Source organism: Agromyces sp. SYSU T00194, assembly GCF_040496035.1.
In the GTDB taxonomy this organism is placed as follows: domain Bacteria; phylum Actinomycetota; class Actinomycetes; order Actinomycetales; family Microbacteriaceae; genus Agromyces; species Agromyces chitinivorans.
The window spans coordinates 208,872-227,147 of sequence record NZ_JBEPJZ010000002.1; the positions used below are offsets into that span (position 1 = coordinate 208,872).

Here is an 18,276-nt window from a genome sequence, read left to right on the forward strand (position 1 = left end):
GCTTTCTAGCTTATTGCAGGGGTGTTCGGGGCCGCGGGCGTCACATCGCGTGCAGCGGCTTGCCGGCGAGCTTCAGGAACGCCTCGCCGAGCGCCTCGTTCTGCGTCGGGTGCGCGTGCAGGAGCGGGGCGACGTCCTCGGGGTACGCCTCCCAGTTCACGGCCAGCTGGGCCTCGCCGATGAGCTCGCCGACGCGTGCGCCGATCATGTGGACGCCGACCACGGGGCCGTCCTCGACGCGGACGACCTTGATCGATCCGCTCGTGCCGAGGATGTGGCTCTTGCCGTTGCCACCGAGGTTGTACTCGTAGCTCGACACCTGATCGTCGCCGAACTGCTCCTTGGCCTTCGCCTCGGTGTAGCCGACCGACGCGACCTCGGGGTCGCAGTAGGTGACCTTCGGGATGTTGACGTCGTCGACGACGATCGGGTCGAGGCCGGCGAGCTCCTCGGCGACGAAGATGCCCTGCTGGAAGCCGCGGTGCGCGAGCTGGAGCCCGGGGACGATGTCGCCGACGGCGTAGACGCCCGGAACGCTCGTCTCGAGGCGGTCGTTGGTGAGCACGAACCCGCGGTCCATCTCGATGCCGACCTCCTCGTAGCCGAGGTTGTGGGTCGCCGGACCGCGGCCGACCGCGACGAGGAGCAGGTCGGCCTCGACGGTCGTGCCGTCCTCGAGCGTGACGACCACGCCGCTGTCGTCCTGGGTGACGCCCTGGAAGCGCGTGCCGAGCTTGTAGTCGATGCCGCGCTTGCGGAACGCGCGCTCGAGCTGCTTCGAGACCGACTCCTCCTCGTTGGGCACCAGGTGCGGCAGGGCCTCGATGATCGTGACGTCGGCGCCGAACGAGCGCCACACGCTCGCGAACTCGACCCCGATCACGCCGCCGCCGAGGACGGCGACGCGCTGCGGCACCCACTCGAGCTGGAGGGCGGTCTCGCTGGTGATGACCCGGCCGCCGATCTCCAGGCCGGGGAGCGTGCGCGAGTACGAACCGGTGGCCAGGACGACCTTCGCGCCGGTGATGGTCTGGTCGCCGACCTGGACCGTGGTCGGCGAGGTGAGACGCCCCTCGCCCTCGACCACGGTGATGCCGCGGGCCTTGACGAGTCCCTGCAGGCCCTTCCACTTGCTGGAGACGACGCCGTCGCGGTAGGCGTTCACGGCGGGCATGTCGATGCCCTCGAACGTGGCCTTCACGCCGAACTTCTCCGACTCCTTGGCCCCGTCGGCGATCTCCGCCGCGTGCAGGAGCGCCTTCGTCGGGATGCAGCCGCGGTGCAGGCAGGTGCCGCCGAGCTTGTCCTTCTCGATGAGGGCGACGCTGAAGCCGAGTTGCACGGCGCGCAACGCGGCCGCGTAGCCTCCGCTGCCTCCTCCGAGAACGACGACGTCAAAATTCTGCTCGGACACTCGGATATCTCCCTTGCGCACCAGATGTCTGCGACACGGTCTGCCCGGCGGATCGGTGGTCGCCGGCAGGCTGCTCGGGCGAGTCGTTCTCGCCCCACACGACCTTACTACCCGTCGGACCCGCCGGTGCGCGGGCGGTCGTGCACGCGAAGTGTTCGCTCTCGGCATGCCACCGGGCAGCGGGCGGCGGCGGCCACGGGCATCCCGCTCAGTAGCATTGGAGGCATGCGAGACCCCCGCGAACTCTACGAGCTGGTCGACGGCGTCGAGGTCCCCGAGGGGCTCCCGCTGGTCGCCGGCCTCACCGGGTTCGCCGACTCGGGCGGCGCCGTCTCGCAGTTCACGAGCTACCTGGTCGACACGCTCGACACCGAGCTGGTGGCGGAGTTCGACGTCGACGAGCTGCTGGACTACCGGGCCCGTCGCCCCGTCATCACGTTCGACCAGGACCACATCTCCGACTACGAGCCCCCACGCCTGCGGATGCACCTCGCGAGCGACGAGCTCGGACGGCGATTCCTCCTGCTGACCGGCTTCGAGCCCGACTTCCAGTGGGAGCGGTTCGTGCGCGCGGTGCTGGACCTCGTCGACCGGTTCGGCGTGGCGACCGCGACCTGGGTGCACGCGATCCCCATGCCCGTGCCGCACACGCGTCCGATGGGCGTGACCGTCAGCGGCAACCGGGACGACCTCGTCGAGTCGATGTCGGTGTGGCGCCCGCACACGCAGGCGCCCGGCAACGCGCTGCACCTGCTCGAGTACCGGCTGCGCGAGCGCGGCATGCCGATCGCCGGCTTCGTGCTCCTGGTGCCGCACTACCTCGCCGACACCGAGTACCCGCTCGCGGCGGTGTCCGCGCTCGAGTGCATCAGCGCGGCGACGGGGCTGATCTTCCCGACCGACGCACTCCGCGAGCAGGGACGCGAGTTCATCGCCCGCATCGATGAGCAGGTCGGCGAGAACGGCGAGCTCGCGAAGCTGGTCGGCTCGCTGGAGGAACGCCACGACGCCTACATGGAGGGCACGACGCTGCGGTCGCCGCTCACCGACGAGGCGGGCGAGGTGCCCAGCGCCGACGACATCGCCGCCGAGTTGGAGAAGTTCCTCGCGTTCCGCCGCACGCGGGACGACGACACGCCGCGCGGATAGCGGGCGAGGGGAATTCGATCCGCCTGGAGCGGGTTATAATTGTACGAAGGACCCATCGAGTCGGCCGTCAGCGATCTGCCCGCGATCGCACCCGACTTGACATGGGCCTTTGTAATGTCCGAAACGATCGTGCGGCCCGAGAGTCGGGCCCGGCGGCACGCCGTCGCATCGATCGGACCCGAGAGGTTTCCGCATGGCACAGCAGACCGAACCGAAGCAGGGCGCCCCTGCGACGAAGGCCGCGAAGTCCGCATCCACCGCCACCAAGTCGCCCGCGAAGCAGGCCACCGGCACGGGCTCGACGGCGAAGAAGGCCACGACCAAGCGCGCGCCCGCGAAGTCGACGGGCTCGAGCACCACGAAGACGCGCACGGCGAAGCGCACCGACGAGGCGCCTGCGACCGAGCAGCGCGCCCCGCGTTCGCGCGCCGCGACCGGCACCCGCAAGAAGGCCGCCCCGAAGGACGCCGACGAGGAGGAGGCCGACGGCCCCGACGCCGACGACCAGCACGAGGACGAGGCCGAGACCCCGACCGCCAAGGTCGAGGCGCACCCGACCGGCGCCATCGTGCTGCGCGCCGTCGACGAGGACGACGACGTACCGGTCTACTCGACCCAGATCACGGGTGCCACGGCCGACCCGGTCAAGGACTACCTGAAGCAGATCGGCAAGGTCGCGCTCCTGAACGCGGCCGAGGAGGTCGAGCTCGCGATGCGCATCGAGGCCGGCCTGTTCGCCGAGGAGAAGCTGTCGCACATGTCCAAGGAGGAGCATCGCAGCCAGCTCGGCCGCGAGCTCGCCTGGGTCGCGAAGGACGGCCAGCGCGCGAAGAGCCACCTCCTGGGCGCGAACCTGCGCCTGGTGGTCTCCCTCGCGAAGCGCTACACCGGCCGCGGCATGCAGTTCCTCGACCTCATCCAGGAGGGCAACCTCGGCCTCATCCGCGCGGTCGAGAAGTTCGACTACACCAAGGGCTTCAAGTTCTCGACCTACGCGACGTGGTGGATCCGCCAGGCGATCACGCGCGCCATGGCCGACCAGGCCCGCACCATCCGCATCCCGGTGCACATGGTCGAGGTCATCAACAAGCTCGCTCGCGTGCAGCGCCAGATGCTGCAGGACCTGGGCCGCGAGCCCACGCCCGAGGAGCTGTCGAAGGAACTCGACATGACCCCCGAGAAGGTCGTCGAGGTGCAGAAGTACGGCCGCGAGCCGATCTCGCTGCACACCCCGCTCGGCGAGGACGGCGACAGCGAGTTCGGCGACCTGATCGAGGACACCGAGGCGGTCGTCCCGGCCGACGCGGTGGGCTTCACGATGCTGCAGAAGCAGCTCGAGAGCCTGCTCGACTCGCTGTCCGAGCGGGAGGCCGGCGTGATCCGCATGCGCTTCGGCCTCGGCGACGGCCAGCCGAAGACGCTCGACCAGATCGGCGACACGTTCGGCGTGACGCGCGAGCGCATCCGCCAGATCGAGTCGAAGACGATGGCGAAGCTGCGCCACCCGTCGCGCTCCCAGTCGCTCCGCGACTACCTCGAGTAGGCCGCAGGTGCGCTACGCGCCGGCGATCCTCGTCGGCCGGTTCGTGCGGTTCCTCGCCCGGCTGCGCAAGCCCGGCGGGGGATCGGCCGTGCCCGGCCTCGTGGTGAACCGCATCGCCCCCGGCTACCTCCCGCACGCGCTCGGCGCGTTCCCCGACGGCCTCGTCGTGGTCTCGGGCTCGAGCGGCAAGTCGACGACGACCAAGATGCTCGTCGGGGTGCTGCGCGCGCACGGGCGATCGGTCTTCACCAACCCGTCGACCGCGAACATCAGCCAGGGCCTCACCTCGGCCCTGCTCGAGCGCGCCGACGTGCGGGGCCGGGTGCCGGGCGATCTCGCGGTGCTCGAGATGGACGAGGGCCACGGTGCGCGCGTCACGGCGGGCCTCCACCCCGACGTCGTGGTGCTGACCAACGTCATGGTGGACCAGATCGACCGGTTCCACGACTCCGAGGCGGTCGCGGGCATGCTCGGGCGCATCGCGGGCCGCGCCACCCGCTCCATCGTGCTCAACGCCGATGACGCGTACCTGGTGCAGGTGGCGTCCGTCGCCGAGCGGGGGGTCGCGATCGAGCGATTCGGCGTGAGCGGCGAGGTGCTCGCGGCGACGCCGCGCGGGCTCGGCAACGCCGAGACCGCGGGGGAGCGGCTCGCCCCCGGCGACGGCGTGCGCATCGTCGCCCTCGACGGCGACCGCGTCACGCTCGAGGCGGACGGACGCACCGTCGACGCGCGGCTGCCCGCCCGCGGCATCCACTACGCCGTCGATGCGGCGGCCGCGATCGCCGGCGCCCGCGCGGTGCTCGGCCGCGACCTCGACCTCGATGCCGCCGCCGCGTCGATCAGCGCCATGCCGGCGGTCTTCGGCCGCGGCGAGCGGGTGTCGGTGCGCGGGGTCGACGTCGAGTTCGTCCTGGTGCAGAACCCGTCGAGCTTCCAGCTGAACGTCGACGGCATCGCCCCCGGCACCGACCAGATCCTGTTCGCCATGGGGTCGGACGTGCGCGACCCGTCCTACTTCTGGCCGGTCGACGCCTCAGGCCTGGGCCGGGTCCACGCGGTCTCGGGGTCGAAGGCGCACGAGGCGGCGCTCCAGCTCGCCTACGACGGGGTGGTCATCGATCGCGTCGAGCCCGACCTCGGCACCGCGCTCGACGAGTTCCTCGCACTGCCCGAGCCCGAGACGGGCGTGAAGACGATCGTGTTCACGGCCGACTCGATGCGCCGCACCCGCGCCCACCTCGGCCTCGCCGAGGCGAAGGAGGACGCATGACGACCCTGGCGATCGTGAGCCTGTTCCCCAGCCTGCTGAACGTCAACGGCGATGCCGAGAACGGCGACGTCCTCGCCGCGCGCGCCCGCTGGGCGGGGCTCGATGCGATGCACCTGCGGCTCGAGGACGCCGGCGAGATGCCGGTCGAGCCCGACGTGATCGTGCTGGGCTCGGGAACGGATGCGGCCGCGCACGTGGCCCGGGAACGCCTCGCGCCGCTCCACGACGACCTGCGCCGGTGGGCGACCGAGGGCGTGCGCATCCTCGGCGTCGGCATCGGCATGGAACTGCTCAGCTGGGGGATCGAGTTCGCGGACGGCGGCACCCTCGAGGGCCTCGGCATCGTGCCGGGGCGCGCGGTGCCGCGCGATGCGCGGGTGAGCGACGACCTCGTCGTGCGCACGAGGCACGGCCTGCTCGTCGGCTACGAGAACCACGCCCGCGACTACGTGGGCGCCGAGGCCTCGCCGCTCGGCCGCGTCGTCCGCGGCAGCGGCAACGGCCGCGACTCCGGGCAGGAGGGCGTGGTCATGGGATCCGTCATGGGCACGCACCTGCACGGGCCGGTGCTCGCGAAGCACCCCGTGCTGGCCGACGCGATGCTGACCGCCGCCGCCGAGCGGCGCGGGGCGACGTACCGCGTCGCCGACGCGGCATCCGTCGTCGACGGCTACGCCGACGCGGCGCGATCGACGATCCTCGAGCGCCTGGGCGTTTCCGCGGGCTGACCGCTCGGGTGGCGGCGCGTCGGCCCCGGGGGAACGACGACGGCCCGCCCGGATCCGAGGATCGCGGACGGGCCGGTGAGGTCGTCGAGCGCTAGGGGCGCGACTCCGAGACCAGGCGGCTGGACTCGTCGTGCCAGCTGTGCGCGATCTCGGAGAGCTTCTCCTGGTGCTTGCGGCCGTGGTGCGCGCAGAACAGCAGCTCGCCGTTGTTCACGACGACGCGGATGTACGCCTGCGCACCGCAGCTGTCGCAGCGGTCCAGCGCGGTGAGCTCGTGCGGCGGCTCGAGCTCATCGACCGCACCATCGGTCTCCGGGTATCGGGTCATGGCTCCTCCTCCGTACGTGCACCGAATTCTTGGGTGCCTCCATGAAAGCACGGCCCGGCTGTGCGTTCGGCCCGGAGGGACGGTATTTCGCTCAACGCGTACAGTGCGCCGACGGATGCCCCCGGGCGGGGTGTCGACGTCGGGGCGACGCCCGACGCGCGGGTAGTCTGGACGGTCGTGAGCGCAGACTATTCCGCCAGGCACCTCTCCGTACTCGAGGGTCTCGAGGCGGTGCGCAAGCGCCCGGGCATGTACATCGGATCCACCGACTCGCGCGGACTCATGCACTGCCTGTGGGAGATCATCGACAACTCGGTCGACGAGGCGCTCGCGGGCCACGGCTCGGAGATCGACATCGTGCTGCATCGCGACGGAAGCGTGGAGGTGCGCGACCAGGCCCGCGGCATCCCCGTCGACGCCGAGCCGCGCACCGGGTTGTCCGGAGTCGAGGTCGTCTTCACGAAGCTCCACGCGGGCGGCAAGTTCGGCTCGGGGTCGTACGCCGCCTCCGGCGGACTGCACGGCGTCGGGGCATCCGTCGTCAATGCCCTCTCCGAGCGGCTCGACGTCGAGGTCGACCGCGACGGACGCACCTGGGCGATGTCGTTCCACCGGGGCGAGCCGGGTGTCTTCGACGACGGCGGCACGCCCACGCCCGACGCGGCGTTCACGCCGTTCGAGCTCTCCAGCGAACTGCGGGTCGTCGGCAAGGTCGCCAAGAAGACGACCGGCACCCGCGTGCGCTACTGGGCCGACCGGCAGATCTTCACGCGCGACGCCGCGTTCCTCGCCGAGGAGCTCATCGGGCGCGCGCGCCAGACCGCGTTCCTGGTGCCCGGCCTGGGCATCTCGATCGTCGACGAGCGCGGCGACGAGCCCGAGACCACGCGCTTCCGGTTCGACGGCGGCATCTCGGAGTTCGCGGAGTACCTCGCGACCGACCCTGCCGTGACCGACGTCTGGCGCCTCGAGGGCTCGGGCACCTTCACGGAGACCGTGCCCGTGCTCACCGACTCGGGCACCATGGTCTCGACCGAGGTGGAGCGCGAGTGCGTGGTCGACGTGGCCCTGCGCTGGGGCAACGGCTACGACACCACGGTGCGCAGCTTCGTGAACATCATCGCCACGCCCAAGGGCGGCACGCACCTCGCCGGCTTCGACCAGGGGCTCATGCGGGTCATCCGCGCCCAAGTGGAGCAGAACGCGCGACGCCTCAAGGTCGGCACCGACAAGCTCGACAAGGACGACGTGCTCGCCGGCCTCACGGCGGTCGTCACCGTCCGCCTCGCGGAGCCGCAGTTCGAGGGCCAGACGAAAGAGGTGCTCGGCACCCCGGCCGTGCGCGCGATCGTCACGAACGTGGTCGCGACCGCGTTGAAGGAGCGCTTCGCCTCGACGGCGCGCGCCGACAAGGCGCAGTCGTCGGCGCTGCTCGAGAAGGTCGTGGCGGAGATGAAGGCGCGCATCTCGGCGCGCACGCACAAGGAGACGCAGCGGCGCAAGAACGCGCTCGAGAACTCGACGCTGCCCGCGAAGCTGGTCGACTGCCGGTCGAACGACGTCGCGCACAGCGAGCTGTTCATCGTCGAGGGCGACTCGGCGCTCGGCACCGCCAAGCTCGCCCGTGACAGCGAGCACCAGGCGCTGCTGCCGATCCGCGGCAAGATCCTCAACGTGCAGAAGGCGTCGATCGCCGACATGCTCGGCAACGCCGAGTGCGCGTCGATCATCCAGGTGATCGGCGCCGGGTCGGGTCGCACCTTCGACATCTCCATGGCCCGCTACGGCAAGGTCATCATCATGAGCGACGCCGACGTCGACGGCGCGCACATCCGCACCCTGCTGCTGACGCTCTTCTTCCGCTACATGCGCCCGATGATCGAGGAGGGGCGCGTGTTCGCGGCCGTGCCGCCGCTGCACCGCGTCGTGGTCATGCATCCCGGCTCGAAGCCGAACGAGACCATCTACACCTACTCCGAGGCCGAGCTCGACGGCGTGCTGAAGGGCCTGCAGCGCAAGAACCGCCGCTACCAGGACCCGATCCAGCGCTACAAGGGCCTCGGCGAGATGGACGCCGACCAGCTCGCGGTCACGACCATGGACCCGCGTCACCGCACCCTGCGACGCGTCGGCATCGCCGACGCCGAGCAGGCGGGCCGCGTGTTCGAGCTGCTCATGGGCAACGAGGTCGCGCCGCGCAAGGAGTTCATCGTCGACAGCGCCGCCGCGCTCGACAAGGAGCGCATCGACGCCTGACCCGGCGCCCGCCGGGGGAGGCGGGGGCGGATGCCGGGGCATCCGCCGCACCCGTGCGGTCGGTCGCGGCGCGTCGTCCGCTCAGCCGACCCGGCGGCCGATCGCGCCGACGACCGCGTCGAGCGGGGTGCCCGACGCGTCGCGCTTGGCACCGGGCTCCGGCAGCGTGCGGGTGGCGCCGTCGGTGCCGACCGCGAGCGCGGGCTCGGGTCCGACCCAGGCGACGGAGAGCTCGGTCTCGCCCTTCAGGAAGCGCTGGGCGCGCACGCCGCCGGTGGCCCGGCCCTTGCCGGGGAACTCGGCGAACGCGCTGACCTTCGCCGAGCCGGGGTCCGTGCCCATGAGCGTCTCCCCGCCCGCGGCGACCGTCGCCACGACCGACTGCTCCACCTCGTCGGCGGCGAGCGCGGTGAAGTGCACGACGCGCGCGTCGGCGCCGAGCTTGATGCCCGCCATGCCGCCCGCCGCGGCGCCCTGCGGGCGCACCGACGATGCCGGGAAGTGCAGCAGCTGGGCGTCGGATGCCACGAAGACGAGTTCGGCGTCGTCGGGCGCCGGTGCCGCGGCGACCAGCTCGTCGCCGGGCTTCATCGCGATCACCTCGAAGTCGGGCCGGTTCGGGAACGCCGACGGGACGACGCGCTTGACGACGCCCTGCTTCGTCCCCAGCGCGATCGGCACGTCGCCGGTCATCGGGACGACCGCGAGGATGCGCTCGGAGCGATCGGGCAGCGCGAGGTAGTCGTGCACCCGCACGCCCGCGCCGAGCTGCACCGAGTTCGGCGGGAGCGCCGGCAGCTCGAGCGGGGAGAACCGCACCAACCGGCCGCGACTCGTGATCGCACCGATCTCGGTGCGGCTCGTGGTCGCGAGCGAGGAGCGCACCGCATCGTGCTTGCTGCGGCGCTTCGGCACGGTGATCACGGGCGGGCCGTCCTCGCCGACGGGGAGGTCGACGCGGGCGATGCGACCGGTGACGCCCAGGAGCACCCGGCAGGGGACGTCGGCGTGCTCGAGGTCCTCGGGGGCCTGCTTGCGGCGCTTGGCGCCGGCCGGCTGCTGCTTCGCCTCGGTCAGCAGCGTGCGCCGGGGCGATCCGTACCGCTCGGCGACGTCGCCGAGCTCGTCGGCGACGAGCGTGCGGATCGCGAGCTCGCTGGAGAGCAGTTCCTCGAGCTCGGCGATCTCGGCCAGCAGGGTGTCGCGCTCGGCCTCGAGCTCGATGCGGGAGAACTTCGTGAGGCGGCGCAGGCGCAGCTCGAGGATGTACTCGGCCTGCAGGGTGCTGAGGTCGAAGACGTCGATGAGGCGCGAACGGGCCTGCTCGGTGTCGTCGGAGGTGCGGATCACCTGGATGACCTCGTCGATGTCGAGGATCGCGATGAGCAGGCCCTCGACGAGGTGCAGCCGGTCCTTCCGCTTCGTGAGGCGGAACTGCGAGCGGCGCGTGACGACGCTCACGCGGTGGCCGATGTAGACCTGCAGGAGCTCGCGCAGCCCGAGCGTCTGCGGCTGGCCCTCGACGAGGGTCACGTTGTTGATGTTGAACGAGTCCTCGAGGGGGGTGAGGCGGTACAGCTGCTCGAGCACGGCCTGCGGGTTGAACCCGGTCTTCACGCCGATCACGAGGCGCATGCCGCGCTTGCGATCGGTGAGGTCGGTGACATCCGAGATGCCCGTGATCTTCTTGGCGTTGACGCCGTCCTTGATCTTCTCGATCACGCGCTCCGGACCCACGAGGTACGGGAGCTCGGTGACCACGAGGCCGGACTTGCGGGCCGTGAGCTGCTCGATGCTCACCTTCGCGCGGGTCTTGAACGAGCCGCGGCCGGTCGCGTAGGCGTCGCGGATGCCGCCGAGGCCGACGATCGTGCCCCCGGAGGGGAAGTCGGGCCCGGGCACGAACTCCATGAGCTCGTCGAGGCTCGCCTCGGGGTTCGCGATGAGGTGCTGGGCGGCCGCGGCGACCTCGTTCAGGTTGTGCGGCGCCATGTTGGTGGCCATGCCGACGGCGATGCCGCTCGCGCCGTTGACGAGCAGCCCGGGGATCGCCGCGGGCAGCACCTCGGGCTGCAGGAACGAGTTGTCGTAGTTCGGCACGAAGTCGACGACGTCCTCGTCGAGGCTCTCGACCATCGCCAGCGCCGGGGGTGCCAGGCGCGCCTCGGTGTACCGCGGGGCGGCCGGGCCGTCGTCGAGCGAGCCGAAGTTGCCGTGCCCGTCGACGAACGGCACGCGCAGGCTGAACGCCTGGGCCATGCGCACGAGCGCGTCGTAGATCGCCGCGTCGCCGTGCGGGTGCAGGCGTCCCATGACCTCGCCCACGACGCGCGCGGACTTCACGTGGCCGCGGTCGGGGCGCAGGCCCATCTCGCTCATCTGGAACAGGATGCGGCGCTGCACCGGCTTCAGGCCGTCGCGCGCGTCGGGCAGCGCCCGGGAGTAGATGACGGAGTAGGCGTACTCGAGGAACGAGCCCTGCATCTCGGACGCGACGTCGACGTCCTCGATGCGTTCGGCGATCTGGTCGTCAGCGGGCAGCTCAGGCGTTCGGGACATCCGTGCTCTCGATCGGGCGTGCCGCGAGGGCACGGGTTCACAGGGGGTCGCCCGGCCTGTGCCAGACTGGGCGCGATGCGAGCCATGCTACCCGTCGCCGCCCCCGATGCCCCGCGGCTCACCGACGTGCTGGCGAGTGCGATCGAGAGCGTGCAGGGCCTGCCGAACCGGCTCGACCTCCCCGCCGCGGACGTCGCGATCGTCGTGCTCGTGGACGGCCTCGGCGCGTCCAACCTGCGGGCCCGGGCCGGGCACGCCCGCCGGCTCTCCGCGCGGTTCGGCAAGCGCGACGTCGTCCGCACGGTGTTCCCCTCCACGACCGCGGCGGGCATCACCACGTTCGCGACGGGTCTCGAACCGGGCACGCACGGCCTCGTCGGCTACCGGGTGTTCGACGCCGCGGCCGACCGCACCGTGAACGTGCTGAGCGGCTGGGACGTCGAGGGCACCGACCCCGTGGCGTGGCAGCCGCACCCGACCCTCTTCGACGCGGCCGTCGCCCGAGGCATCCGGGCGGTCGCGGTCGGCCCGGCGAGGTACCGCTCGTCCGGGTTCACGCGCGCTGCGCTGCGCGGTGCCGAGTACGTCGGCGCCGATTCGGTCGAGTCGCGCTTCGCCGCCGCGGGCGAACTCGCCGAGGCGGGGGGTCCGGCGGTCGTCTACGTCTACGTGCCGGAGCTCGACATGGCCGCGCACGCGGTGGGCTGGGAGTCGGACCGCTGGCTGGGGGAGCTGGAGCGGCTCGACGCCGCGTACGGCGACCTCGAGCGGCGGATGCCCCGGGGCGCGGGCCTGCTCGTGACCGCCGACCACGGCGTGCTCGACGTGGCCGCGCACCGGCACGTGCTGATCGACCGGGACCCCGCGCTCGTCGACGGCGTGCGGCACGTCGCTGGCGATCCGCGCTGCCTCTACCTGACCTTCGAGCCGGGTCTCGGCGCGGCGGAGCGCGCAGCGCTCGTGGCGCGGTGGCGCGAGGCCGAGGAGTCCCGTGCGTGGGTGCTCACGCGCGAGGAGGCGATCGCCTCGGGCGCGTTCGGCCCCGTCGCATCCGTCGTCGAGTCGCGCATCGGCGACCTCGTGGTCGCGGCGCGCTCGCAGGTCGCGTACTACGACGGGCGCGATCCGAACCCCGGCCCGCGCGCCATGGTGGGCCAGCACGGCTCGGCGACCGACGACGAGGTGCGGGTGCCGCTCGTCCGCGCCGGGGCGTACGCCCGCTAGCTCGGGTAGTTCCCGCGCTTGACCTGCGGCTTCGGCAGGCGCATCGGGCGCAGCTGCAGCGCGCGCATCGCGGCGTACCAGCGGATGCCGCCCTCGACGCGCGTCTCGCCGAACTTCGCGGCGAGCTTCTTGCGCAGGGTGCGGCCGAGCAGGAGCACGTCGATCACGGCGGCGATGAAGAACACCCAGAGCGCCATGGTGCCGATGATCTGCGTCTCGTAGCTCGGGATGAACGTGAGGATGATCACGAGGAACATCACCGGGATGAGGATCTCGCCCAGGCTGAAGCGCGCGTCCACGTAGTCGCGGATGTACTTCTTCTGCGGGCCGCGGTCGCGCTGCGGGAGGTAGCGCTCGTCGCCCGCCGCCATGCCGACCCGGGCGCGTTCGCGCGCCTCGGCCGACTTGGCCTTCTGGATGCGGGCCGCCTCCTTGCGGTCGTTCGGCACGAGCGGCCGCTTGCGTGCGGCCTCCTGCTCGGCGCGGGACGGCGTCGGTGCGCCCTTGCCCTTCGGTGCCGGCGCCTTCGCGGCGTCGTCGCCGGTGGGTGCCTGGTCGGTCTCGTTGCTGGGGGTCTTGGCCACGTCTGATCCTCGGATTGCCGGTCCCCTTAAGATTACCCGCATGAACGAGCCTGCCCCGACCGGGAGCGACCACCCGTCCGCCGACGAGCGCGAGGAGCGCGTCCGGGAGGCGGTCGACGCCGGCTTCCCGACCACCGTGGCGGAGCTCTCGCGACTCGTGCGCATCCCGTCGGTCGCCTGGGACGGCTTCGACCCCGCACACGTCGCGGAGAGTGCGGAGGCCGTCGCGGAACTGCTGCGCGGCACGGGCGTCTTCGACACCGTCGACATCGCGCGCGCGCCGGTCGGCGACGACCCCGCCGTGCTCGGCCAGCCGGCGGTGCTCGCCCGGCGCGCCGCGCGCAACGGCCGCCCGACCGTGCTGCTCTACGCGCACCACGACGTGCAGCCGCCGGGGGAGGACGCCGACTGGGACTCGCCGCCGTTCGAGCCCACCGCCCGCGGCGACCGCCTGTACGGGCGCGGGGCCGCCGACGACAAGGCCGGCGTCATGGCGCACGTCGCCGCGGTCCGCGCGCTCGCATCCACGGCCGAGTCGATCGACCTCGGCATCGCGCTGTTCATCGAGGGCGAGGAGGAGGACGGATCGCGCTCGTTCGCGAACTTCCTGGAGGTGCACCGCGACGCGCTCGCCGCCGACGCGATCATCGTCGCGGACTCGACGAACTGGGACGTCGAGACGCCGGCCCTCACGGTCGCCCTGCGCGGCAACGTCACCTGCCGGGTCACGGTCTCCACGCTCGCGCACGCGTCGCACTCGGGCATGTTCGGCGGTGCGGTGCCCGACGCGATGATGGCGATGATCCGCCTGCTCGACACGTTGCACGACGCCGACGGCGCGGTCGCCGTCGACGGGCTCCGCTCGATCGAGATGGAGACCCCGCCGTACGATGAGGAGCAGCTCCGCGGCGAGGCCGGCCTGCTCGACGGCGTCACGCCGATCGGCCGCGGCAGCATCCCGCACCGGCTCTGGGCGCAGCCGTCGATCACCGTCACCGGCACCTCCGCACCGCGTCTCGTGGACGCCTCGAACACGCTCGCCCCGTCGGTCACGATGAAGCTCAGCGTGCGCGTGGCCCCCGGCCAGCAGGCGGCGGAGGCCGCGGCGGCGATCGAGCGGCACCTGCGCGCGCAGGCCCCCTTCGGCGCGCACGTCGACATCGACGACGTCGTCACGGGCGATCCGTTCCTCGTCGACACCGACGGCTGGGCGGTCGACGCGATCATGGGCGCGATGGCCGACACCTGGCCGCAGGCCCCGGTCCAGACCGGCATCGGCGGTTCGATCCCCTTCATCGCCGACCTGACCCGGGTCTTCCCGGACGCGCAGATCCTGGTCACGGGCGTCGAGGACCCCGACTCGCGCGCGCACAGCCCGAACGAGTCGCTGCACCTGGGGGCGTTCAAGCGGGCCGTGCTGACCGAGGCGCTCTTCCTGGCCCGGCTGGACGCGCGCACCGACTGAGCCCGCCCGGGCCCCCGCCGCATCCGCCCGGGGTAGAATCGCACCGGACACCCCGTCAGCCGCGATCGTTCGAGGAGCACCATGACGCAGACCATCCCCGCCGAGACGGCCGCCCACGGCGTCAGCCTGAGCGACAACGCCGCAGCCAAGGTGAAGAGCCTGCTCGAGCAGGAGGGTCGCGACGACCTGCGCCTGCGCGTGGCGGTGCAGCCGGGCGGATGCTCCGGGCTGATCTACCAGCTCTACTTCGACGAGCGCCTGCTCGACGGCGACGCGACCGTCGACTTCGACGGCGTCGAGGTCATCGTCGACCGCATGTCGGTGCCCTACCTCGACGGTGCGGCGATCGACTTCGAGGACACCATCCAGAAGCAGGGCTTCACGATCGACAACCCGAACGCGCAGGGCAGCTGCGCGTGCGGCGACTCGTTCCACTGAGCTGAATCGACCGAAGCGGGGGCGGCCACGGGCCGCCCCCGCTTCGGCGTACCCGGATGCGGGCGACGGCAAGGCGACGCGGCGGTGGGCCGTGCACACGGTGGGCTGCGCGTCGGAGTAGGCTAGGGATCGATCACCACTTCACTGAGAAGTGCCTACGAATCTCCCGAAAGGTCACCGGTGCGCCAGAACCGCCGTCTCCGATGGGCTGCTCTTCCGATCGCAGCGACACTCACAATCGTCCTCGCCGGATGCACGCAGGCGCAGTTGAACGGTTTCCTGCCGGGCTTCGTCGAGGGGGAGGAGCCCGTCACCAACCACACCGAGCGCGTCTCGGGACTGTGGGTCACCTCGTGGCTCGTGCTGCTGGTCGTCGGCGTGGTGACCTGGGGCCTCACGATCTGGGCGGTCGTCGTGTACCGCCGCCGACGCGGCCAGACCGGCCTCCCGGTGCAGCTCCGGTACAACATGCCGATCGAGGTGTTCTACACGGTCGTGCCGCTCATCCTGGTGCTGGGCTTCTTCGCCTTCACGGTGCGCGACCAGAACGCCATCGAGGCGCGGTACGAGAACCCGGACGTCACGATCGAGGTCATCGCGAAGCAGTGGGCCTGGGACTTCAACTACGTCGATGAGGACGTGTACTCGCCCGGCATCCAGGGCCAGGTCGAGGACGGCGGATCGTTGGTCGAGTCCGAGGTGCCGACCCTGGTGCTCCCGGTGAACGCGAAGATCGAGATCGAGCTCGAGTCGCGCGACGTCATCCACTCCTTCTGGGTCGTCGACTTCCTCTACAAGAAGGACATGTACCCCGGCAAGACCAACTACATGTCGGTCGAGCCCACCCGCGAGGGCACGTATGCCGGCAAGTGCGCCGAGCTCTGCGGCGAGTACCACTCGCTGATGCTCTTCAACGTCGAGGTCGTCTCGCAGGCCGAGTACGACGCCTACATCCAGTCGCTGCGCGACGCCGGCCAGACCGGCCAGCTGTCGAGCGAGTACGACCGCAACCAGAACCTGCCGGGCACGGGCGCGCCCGAGGTCGTCGAGCACGAAGAGGAGAACTGAGCGACATGAGCACCACTGCCGCACCGGCCAGGCCGAGCGCCGCCGCGTCGCCCTTCGGCCCGCCGTCGGTCGAGCGCAAGGGCAACGTCCTCGTCCGGTGGATCACCTCCACCGACCACAAGGTCATCGGGTACCTGTACCTGATCACCTCGTTCATCTACTTCTGCATCGGCGGCGTCATGGCGCTGATCATCCGCGCCCAGCTGTTCGAGCCGGGCCTGGAGATCCTCCAGACCCGCGAGCAGTACAACCAGCTGTTCACGATGCACGGCACGATCATGCTGCTGATGTTCGCGACGCCGCTGTTCGCGGGCTTCGCGAACGTGCTGATGCCGCTGCAGATCGGCGCGCCCGACGTCGCGTTCCCGCGTCTGAACGCGCTGGCGTACTGGCTGTTCAACTTCGGCTCGCTCATGGCGGTCGCCGGCTTCCTCACCCCCCAGGGTGCGGCCTCGTTCGGCTGGTTCGCCTACCAGCCACTGGCATCGACGACGTTCTCACCGGGCATCGGCGGCAACCTCTGGATGCTCGGCCTCGGCATGTCGGGCTTCGGCACGATCATGGGCGCGGTGAACTTCATCACCACGATCATCACGATGCGCGCGCCGGGCATGACCATGTTCCGCATGCCGATCTTCACCTGGAACACCCTGGTCACGTCGATCCTGGTGCTCCTCGCGTTCCCGGTGCTCGCAGCGGCGATCCTGGCCGCGTCGGCCGACCGCATCTTCGGCGCCCATATCTACGATCCGGCCAACGGCGGCGTCATCCTCTGGCAGCACCTGTTCTGGTTCTTCGGCCATCCCGAGGTGTACATCATCGCGCTGCCGTTCTTCGGCATCGTGTCGGAGATCTTCCCGGTGTTCAGCCGGAAGCCGATCTTCGGCTACAAGACCCTCGTGTACGCGACCATCGCGATCGCGGCCCTCTCGGTCACGGTCTGGGCGCACCACATGTACGTCACCGGTTCGGTGCTGCTGCCGTTCTTCGCGCTGCTGACGATGCTCATCGCCGTTCCGACGGGCGTGAAGATCTTCAACTGGATCGGCACGATGTGGCGCGGCTCGATCACGTTCGAGATGCCGCTCGTGTGGTCGCTCGGCTTCCTCATCACGTTCGTGTTCGGTGGCCTCACGGGCGTCATCCTCGCCTCGCCGCCGCTCGACTTCCACGTGTCCGACAGCTACTTCGTGGTGGCGCACTTCCACTACGTCGTCTTCGGCACGGTCGTGTTCGCCATGTTCGCCGGGTTCTACTTCTGGTGGCCGAAGTGGACCGGCAAGATGCTCAGCGAGCGCCTCGGCGCGTGGCACTTCTGGCTGCTGTTCATCGGCTTCCACACGACGTTCCTCATCCAGCACTGGCTGGGCGTCGTGGGCATGCCCCGCCGGTACTACTCGTACCTGCCCGAGGACAACATCACCTGGATGAACCAGCTGTCGACGATCGGCGCAATGATCCTCGCGGTCTCGATGATCCCGTTCTTCCTGAACGTCTTCATCACCGCCCGGCGTGCGCCGAAGGTGACCGTCAACGACCCGTGGGGTTACGGCCGCTCGCTCGAGTGGGCGACCAGCTGCCCGCCGCCGCGGCACAACTTCACCTCGATCCCGCGCATCCGCTCGGAGTCGCCGGCGTTCGACCTCAACCACCCCGAGGCAGCGCTTCCGATCGGCATCGGGCCGGCGAAGGACGCCCCGGATGCTCCGACCTACGAGGTCACCGAAGGGAAGGTCAAGTAGATGCGCGCGAATGTCGGGATCTTCTGGATCATCGCTGCGTTCTTCGCCCTCGCGGACGTCGCGTACATCGTCTGGTCGGTGATCGAGTACGGGCACCCCGAGTGGGTCGGCCTCGTGGCCATCGGCCTCAGCGCCGTGCTGGCGGCGTTCATCGCCTTCTACCTGGGCATGGTGCACCGCGCCCAGGGCGGTGAGCTCCCCGAGGACCGCCTCGACGCGAACATCGACGACGGGGATGCCGAGCTCGGCTTCTTCAGCCCGTGGAGCTGGTGGCCGATCATGCTCGCGGCTGCGGCGGCCCTCGGCTTCCTGGGGCTCGCGGTCGGCTTCTGGATCACCTTCATCGCGGTCCCCGTGGTGCTCGTGAGCCTCGTCGGCTGGACCTACGAGTACTACCGCGGACTCTTCGCGCGCTGACCCTTCGCACGCTGACGCATCGCGCACGCCGACGGCCCCTCCGGTCTCCACCGGAGGGGCCGTCGGCGTTCGGGGACCTCGGAGGCGC

At 70.9% G+C, this 18,276-nt stretch carries 15 protein-coding genes; 11 read left to right on the forward strand and 4 right to left on the reverse strand.

The window, feature by feature from the left end; translation table 11 throughout:
* Window positions 1-40: 40 nt before the first annotated feature.
* Window positions 41-1,414: a dihydrolipoyl dehydrogenase gene (gene lpdA / locus ABZK10_RS13765; protein WP_353809868.1), complete on the reverse strand. Its 1,374-nt coding sequence runs from the start codon at window positions 1,412-1,414 to the stop codon at window positions 41-43.
* A gap of 225 nt (window positions 1,415-1,639) precedes the next feature.
* Between lpdA and ABZK10_RS13770 the strand changes: the two genes are divergently transcribed.
* From ABZK10_RS13770 to ABZK10_RS13785, 4 genes are all read left to right on the forward strand, one after another.
* Window positions 1,640-2,563: a proteasome assembly chaperone family protein gene (locus ABZK10_RS13770; protein ID WP_353809869.1), complete on the forward strand. Its 924-nt coding sequence runs from the start codon at window positions 1,640-1,642 to the stop codon at window positions 2,561-2,563.
* A gap of 193 nt (window positions 2,564-2,756) precedes the next feature.
* The gene (locus ABZK10_RS13775) at window positions 2,757-4,106 is read left to right on the forward strand and encodes an RNA polymerase sigma factor (protein ID WP_353809870.1); all 1,350 of its coding nucleotides are present in this window, start codon (window positions 2,757-2,759) and stop codon (window positions 4,104-4,106) included.
* Window positions 4,107-4,113: 7 nt separating this feature from the next.
* Complete coding sequence (locus tag ABZK10_RS13780; RefSeq protein WP_353809871.1) at window positions 4,114-5,379, forward strand: Mur ligase family protein; 1,266 nt, start codon at window positions 4,114-4,116, stop codon at window positions 5,377-5,379.
* The gene (locus tag ABZK10_RS13785; RefSeq protein ID WP_353809872.1) at window positions 5,376-6,107 is read left to right on the forward strand and encodes a type 1 glutamine amidotransferase; all 732 of its coding nucleotides are present in this window, start codon (window positions 5,376-5,378) and stop codon (window positions 6,105-6,107) included. Before ABZK10_RS13780 ends, ABZK10_RS13785 begins: the two co-directional genes overlap by 4 nt.
* A gap of 91 nt (window positions 6,108-6,198) precedes the next feature.
* On the opposite strand, the gene ABZK10_RS13790 is transcribed toward ABZK10_RS13785, so the two are convergent.
* Window positions 6,199-6,435: a DUF7455 domain-containing protein gene (locus ABZK10_RS13790; RefSeq protein ID WP_353809873.1), complete on the reverse strand. Its 237-nt coding sequence runs from the start codon at window positions 6,433-6,435 to the stop codon at window positions 6,199-6,201.
* Window positions 6,436-6,612: 177 nt separating this feature from the next.
* Here ABZK10_RS13790 and ABZK10_RS13795 point away from each other — a divergent pair, with 177 nt between their 5' ends.
* The gene (locus ABZK10_RS13795; RefSeq protein ID WP_353809874.1) at window positions 6,613-8,691 is read left to right on the forward strand and encodes a DNA gyrase/topoisomerase IV subunit B; all 2,079 of its coding nucleotides are present in this window, start codon (window positions 6,613-6,615) and stop codon (window positions 8,689-8,691) included.
* Window positions 8,692-8,772: 81 nt separating this feature from the next.
* Here the strand turns inward: ABZK10_RS13795 and ABZK10_RS13800 are convergent, their stop codons facing one another.
* Window positions 8,773-11,250, reverse strand: a complete 2,478-nt coding sequence (locus ABZK10_RS13800; protein ID WP_353809875.1) for a DNA gyrase/topoisomerase IV subunit A — start codon at window positions 11,248-11,250, stop codon at window positions 8,773-8,775.
* Between the two features lie 75 nt (window positions 11,251-11,325).
* Here ABZK10_RS13800 and ABZK10_RS13805 point away from each other — a divergent pair, with 75 nt between their 5' ends.
* On the forward strand, window positions 11,326-12,474 hold the full coding sequence (locus tag ABZK10_RS13805; RefSeq protein ID WP_353809876.1) for an alkaline phosphatase family protein: 1,149 nt from the start codon (window positions 11,326-11,328) through the stop codon (window positions 12,472-12,474).
* Here the strand turns inward: ABZK10_RS13805 and ABZK10_RS13810 are convergent.
* Complete coding sequence (locus ABZK10_RS13810) at window positions 12,471-13,058, reverse strand: DUF3043 domain-containing protein (RefSeq protein WP_353809877.1); 588 nt, start codon at window positions 13,056-13,058, stop codon at window positions 12,471-12,473. The genes ABZK10_RS13805 and ABZK10_RS13810 overlap by 4 nt on opposite strands.
* Before the next feature lie 40 nt (window positions 13,059-13,098).
* Between ABZK10_RS13810 and ABZK10_RS13815 the strand changes: the two genes are divergently transcribed.
* The 5 genes from ABZK10_RS13815 to ctaF all read left to right on the forward strand — a co-directional run bounded on the left by ABZK10_RS13815 (window position 13,099) and on the right by ctaF (window position 18,188).
* Window positions 13,099-14,523: a dipeptidase gene (locus ABZK10_RS13815; protein ID WP_353809878.1), complete on the forward strand. Its 1,425-nt coding sequence runs from the start codon at window positions 13,099-13,101 to the stop codon at window positions 14,521-14,523.
* A gap of 81 nt (window positions 14,524-14,604) precedes the next feature.
* The gene (gene erpA, locus ABZK10_RS13820) at window positions 14,605-14,961 is read left to right on the forward strand and encodes an iron-sulfur cluster insertion protein ErpA (protein ID WP_286309348.1); all 357 of its coding nucleotides are present in this window, start codon (window positions 14,605-14,607) and stop codon (window positions 14,959-14,961) included.
* 180 nt (window positions 14,962-15,141) lie between these two features.
* On the forward strand, window positions 15,142-16,029 hold the full coding sequence (gene ctaC / locus ABZK10_RS13825; RefSeq protein WP_353809879.1) for an aa3-type cytochrome oxidase subunit II: 888 nt from the start codon (window positions 15,142-15,144) through the stop codon (window positions 16,027-16,029).
* Window positions 16,030-16,034: 5 nt separating this feature from the next.
* The gene (gene ctaD, locus ABZK10_RS13830) at window positions 16,035-17,771 is read left to right on the forward strand and encodes an aa3-type cytochrome oxidase subunit I (RefSeq protein ID WP_353809880.1); all 1,737 of its coding nucleotides are present in this window, start codon (window positions 16,035-16,037) and stop codon (window positions 17,769-17,771) included.
* Window positions 17,772-18,188 carry an aa3-type cytochrome oxidase subunit IV gene (ctaF, locus tag ABZK10_RS13835; RefSeq protein ID WP_353809881.1) on the forward strand — a complete coding sequence of 139 codons (417 nt, stop codon included), beginning with the start codon at window positions 17,772-17,774 and terminating at the stop codon, window positions 18,186-18,188.
* Window positions 18,189-18,276 lie beyond the last annotated feature (88 nt).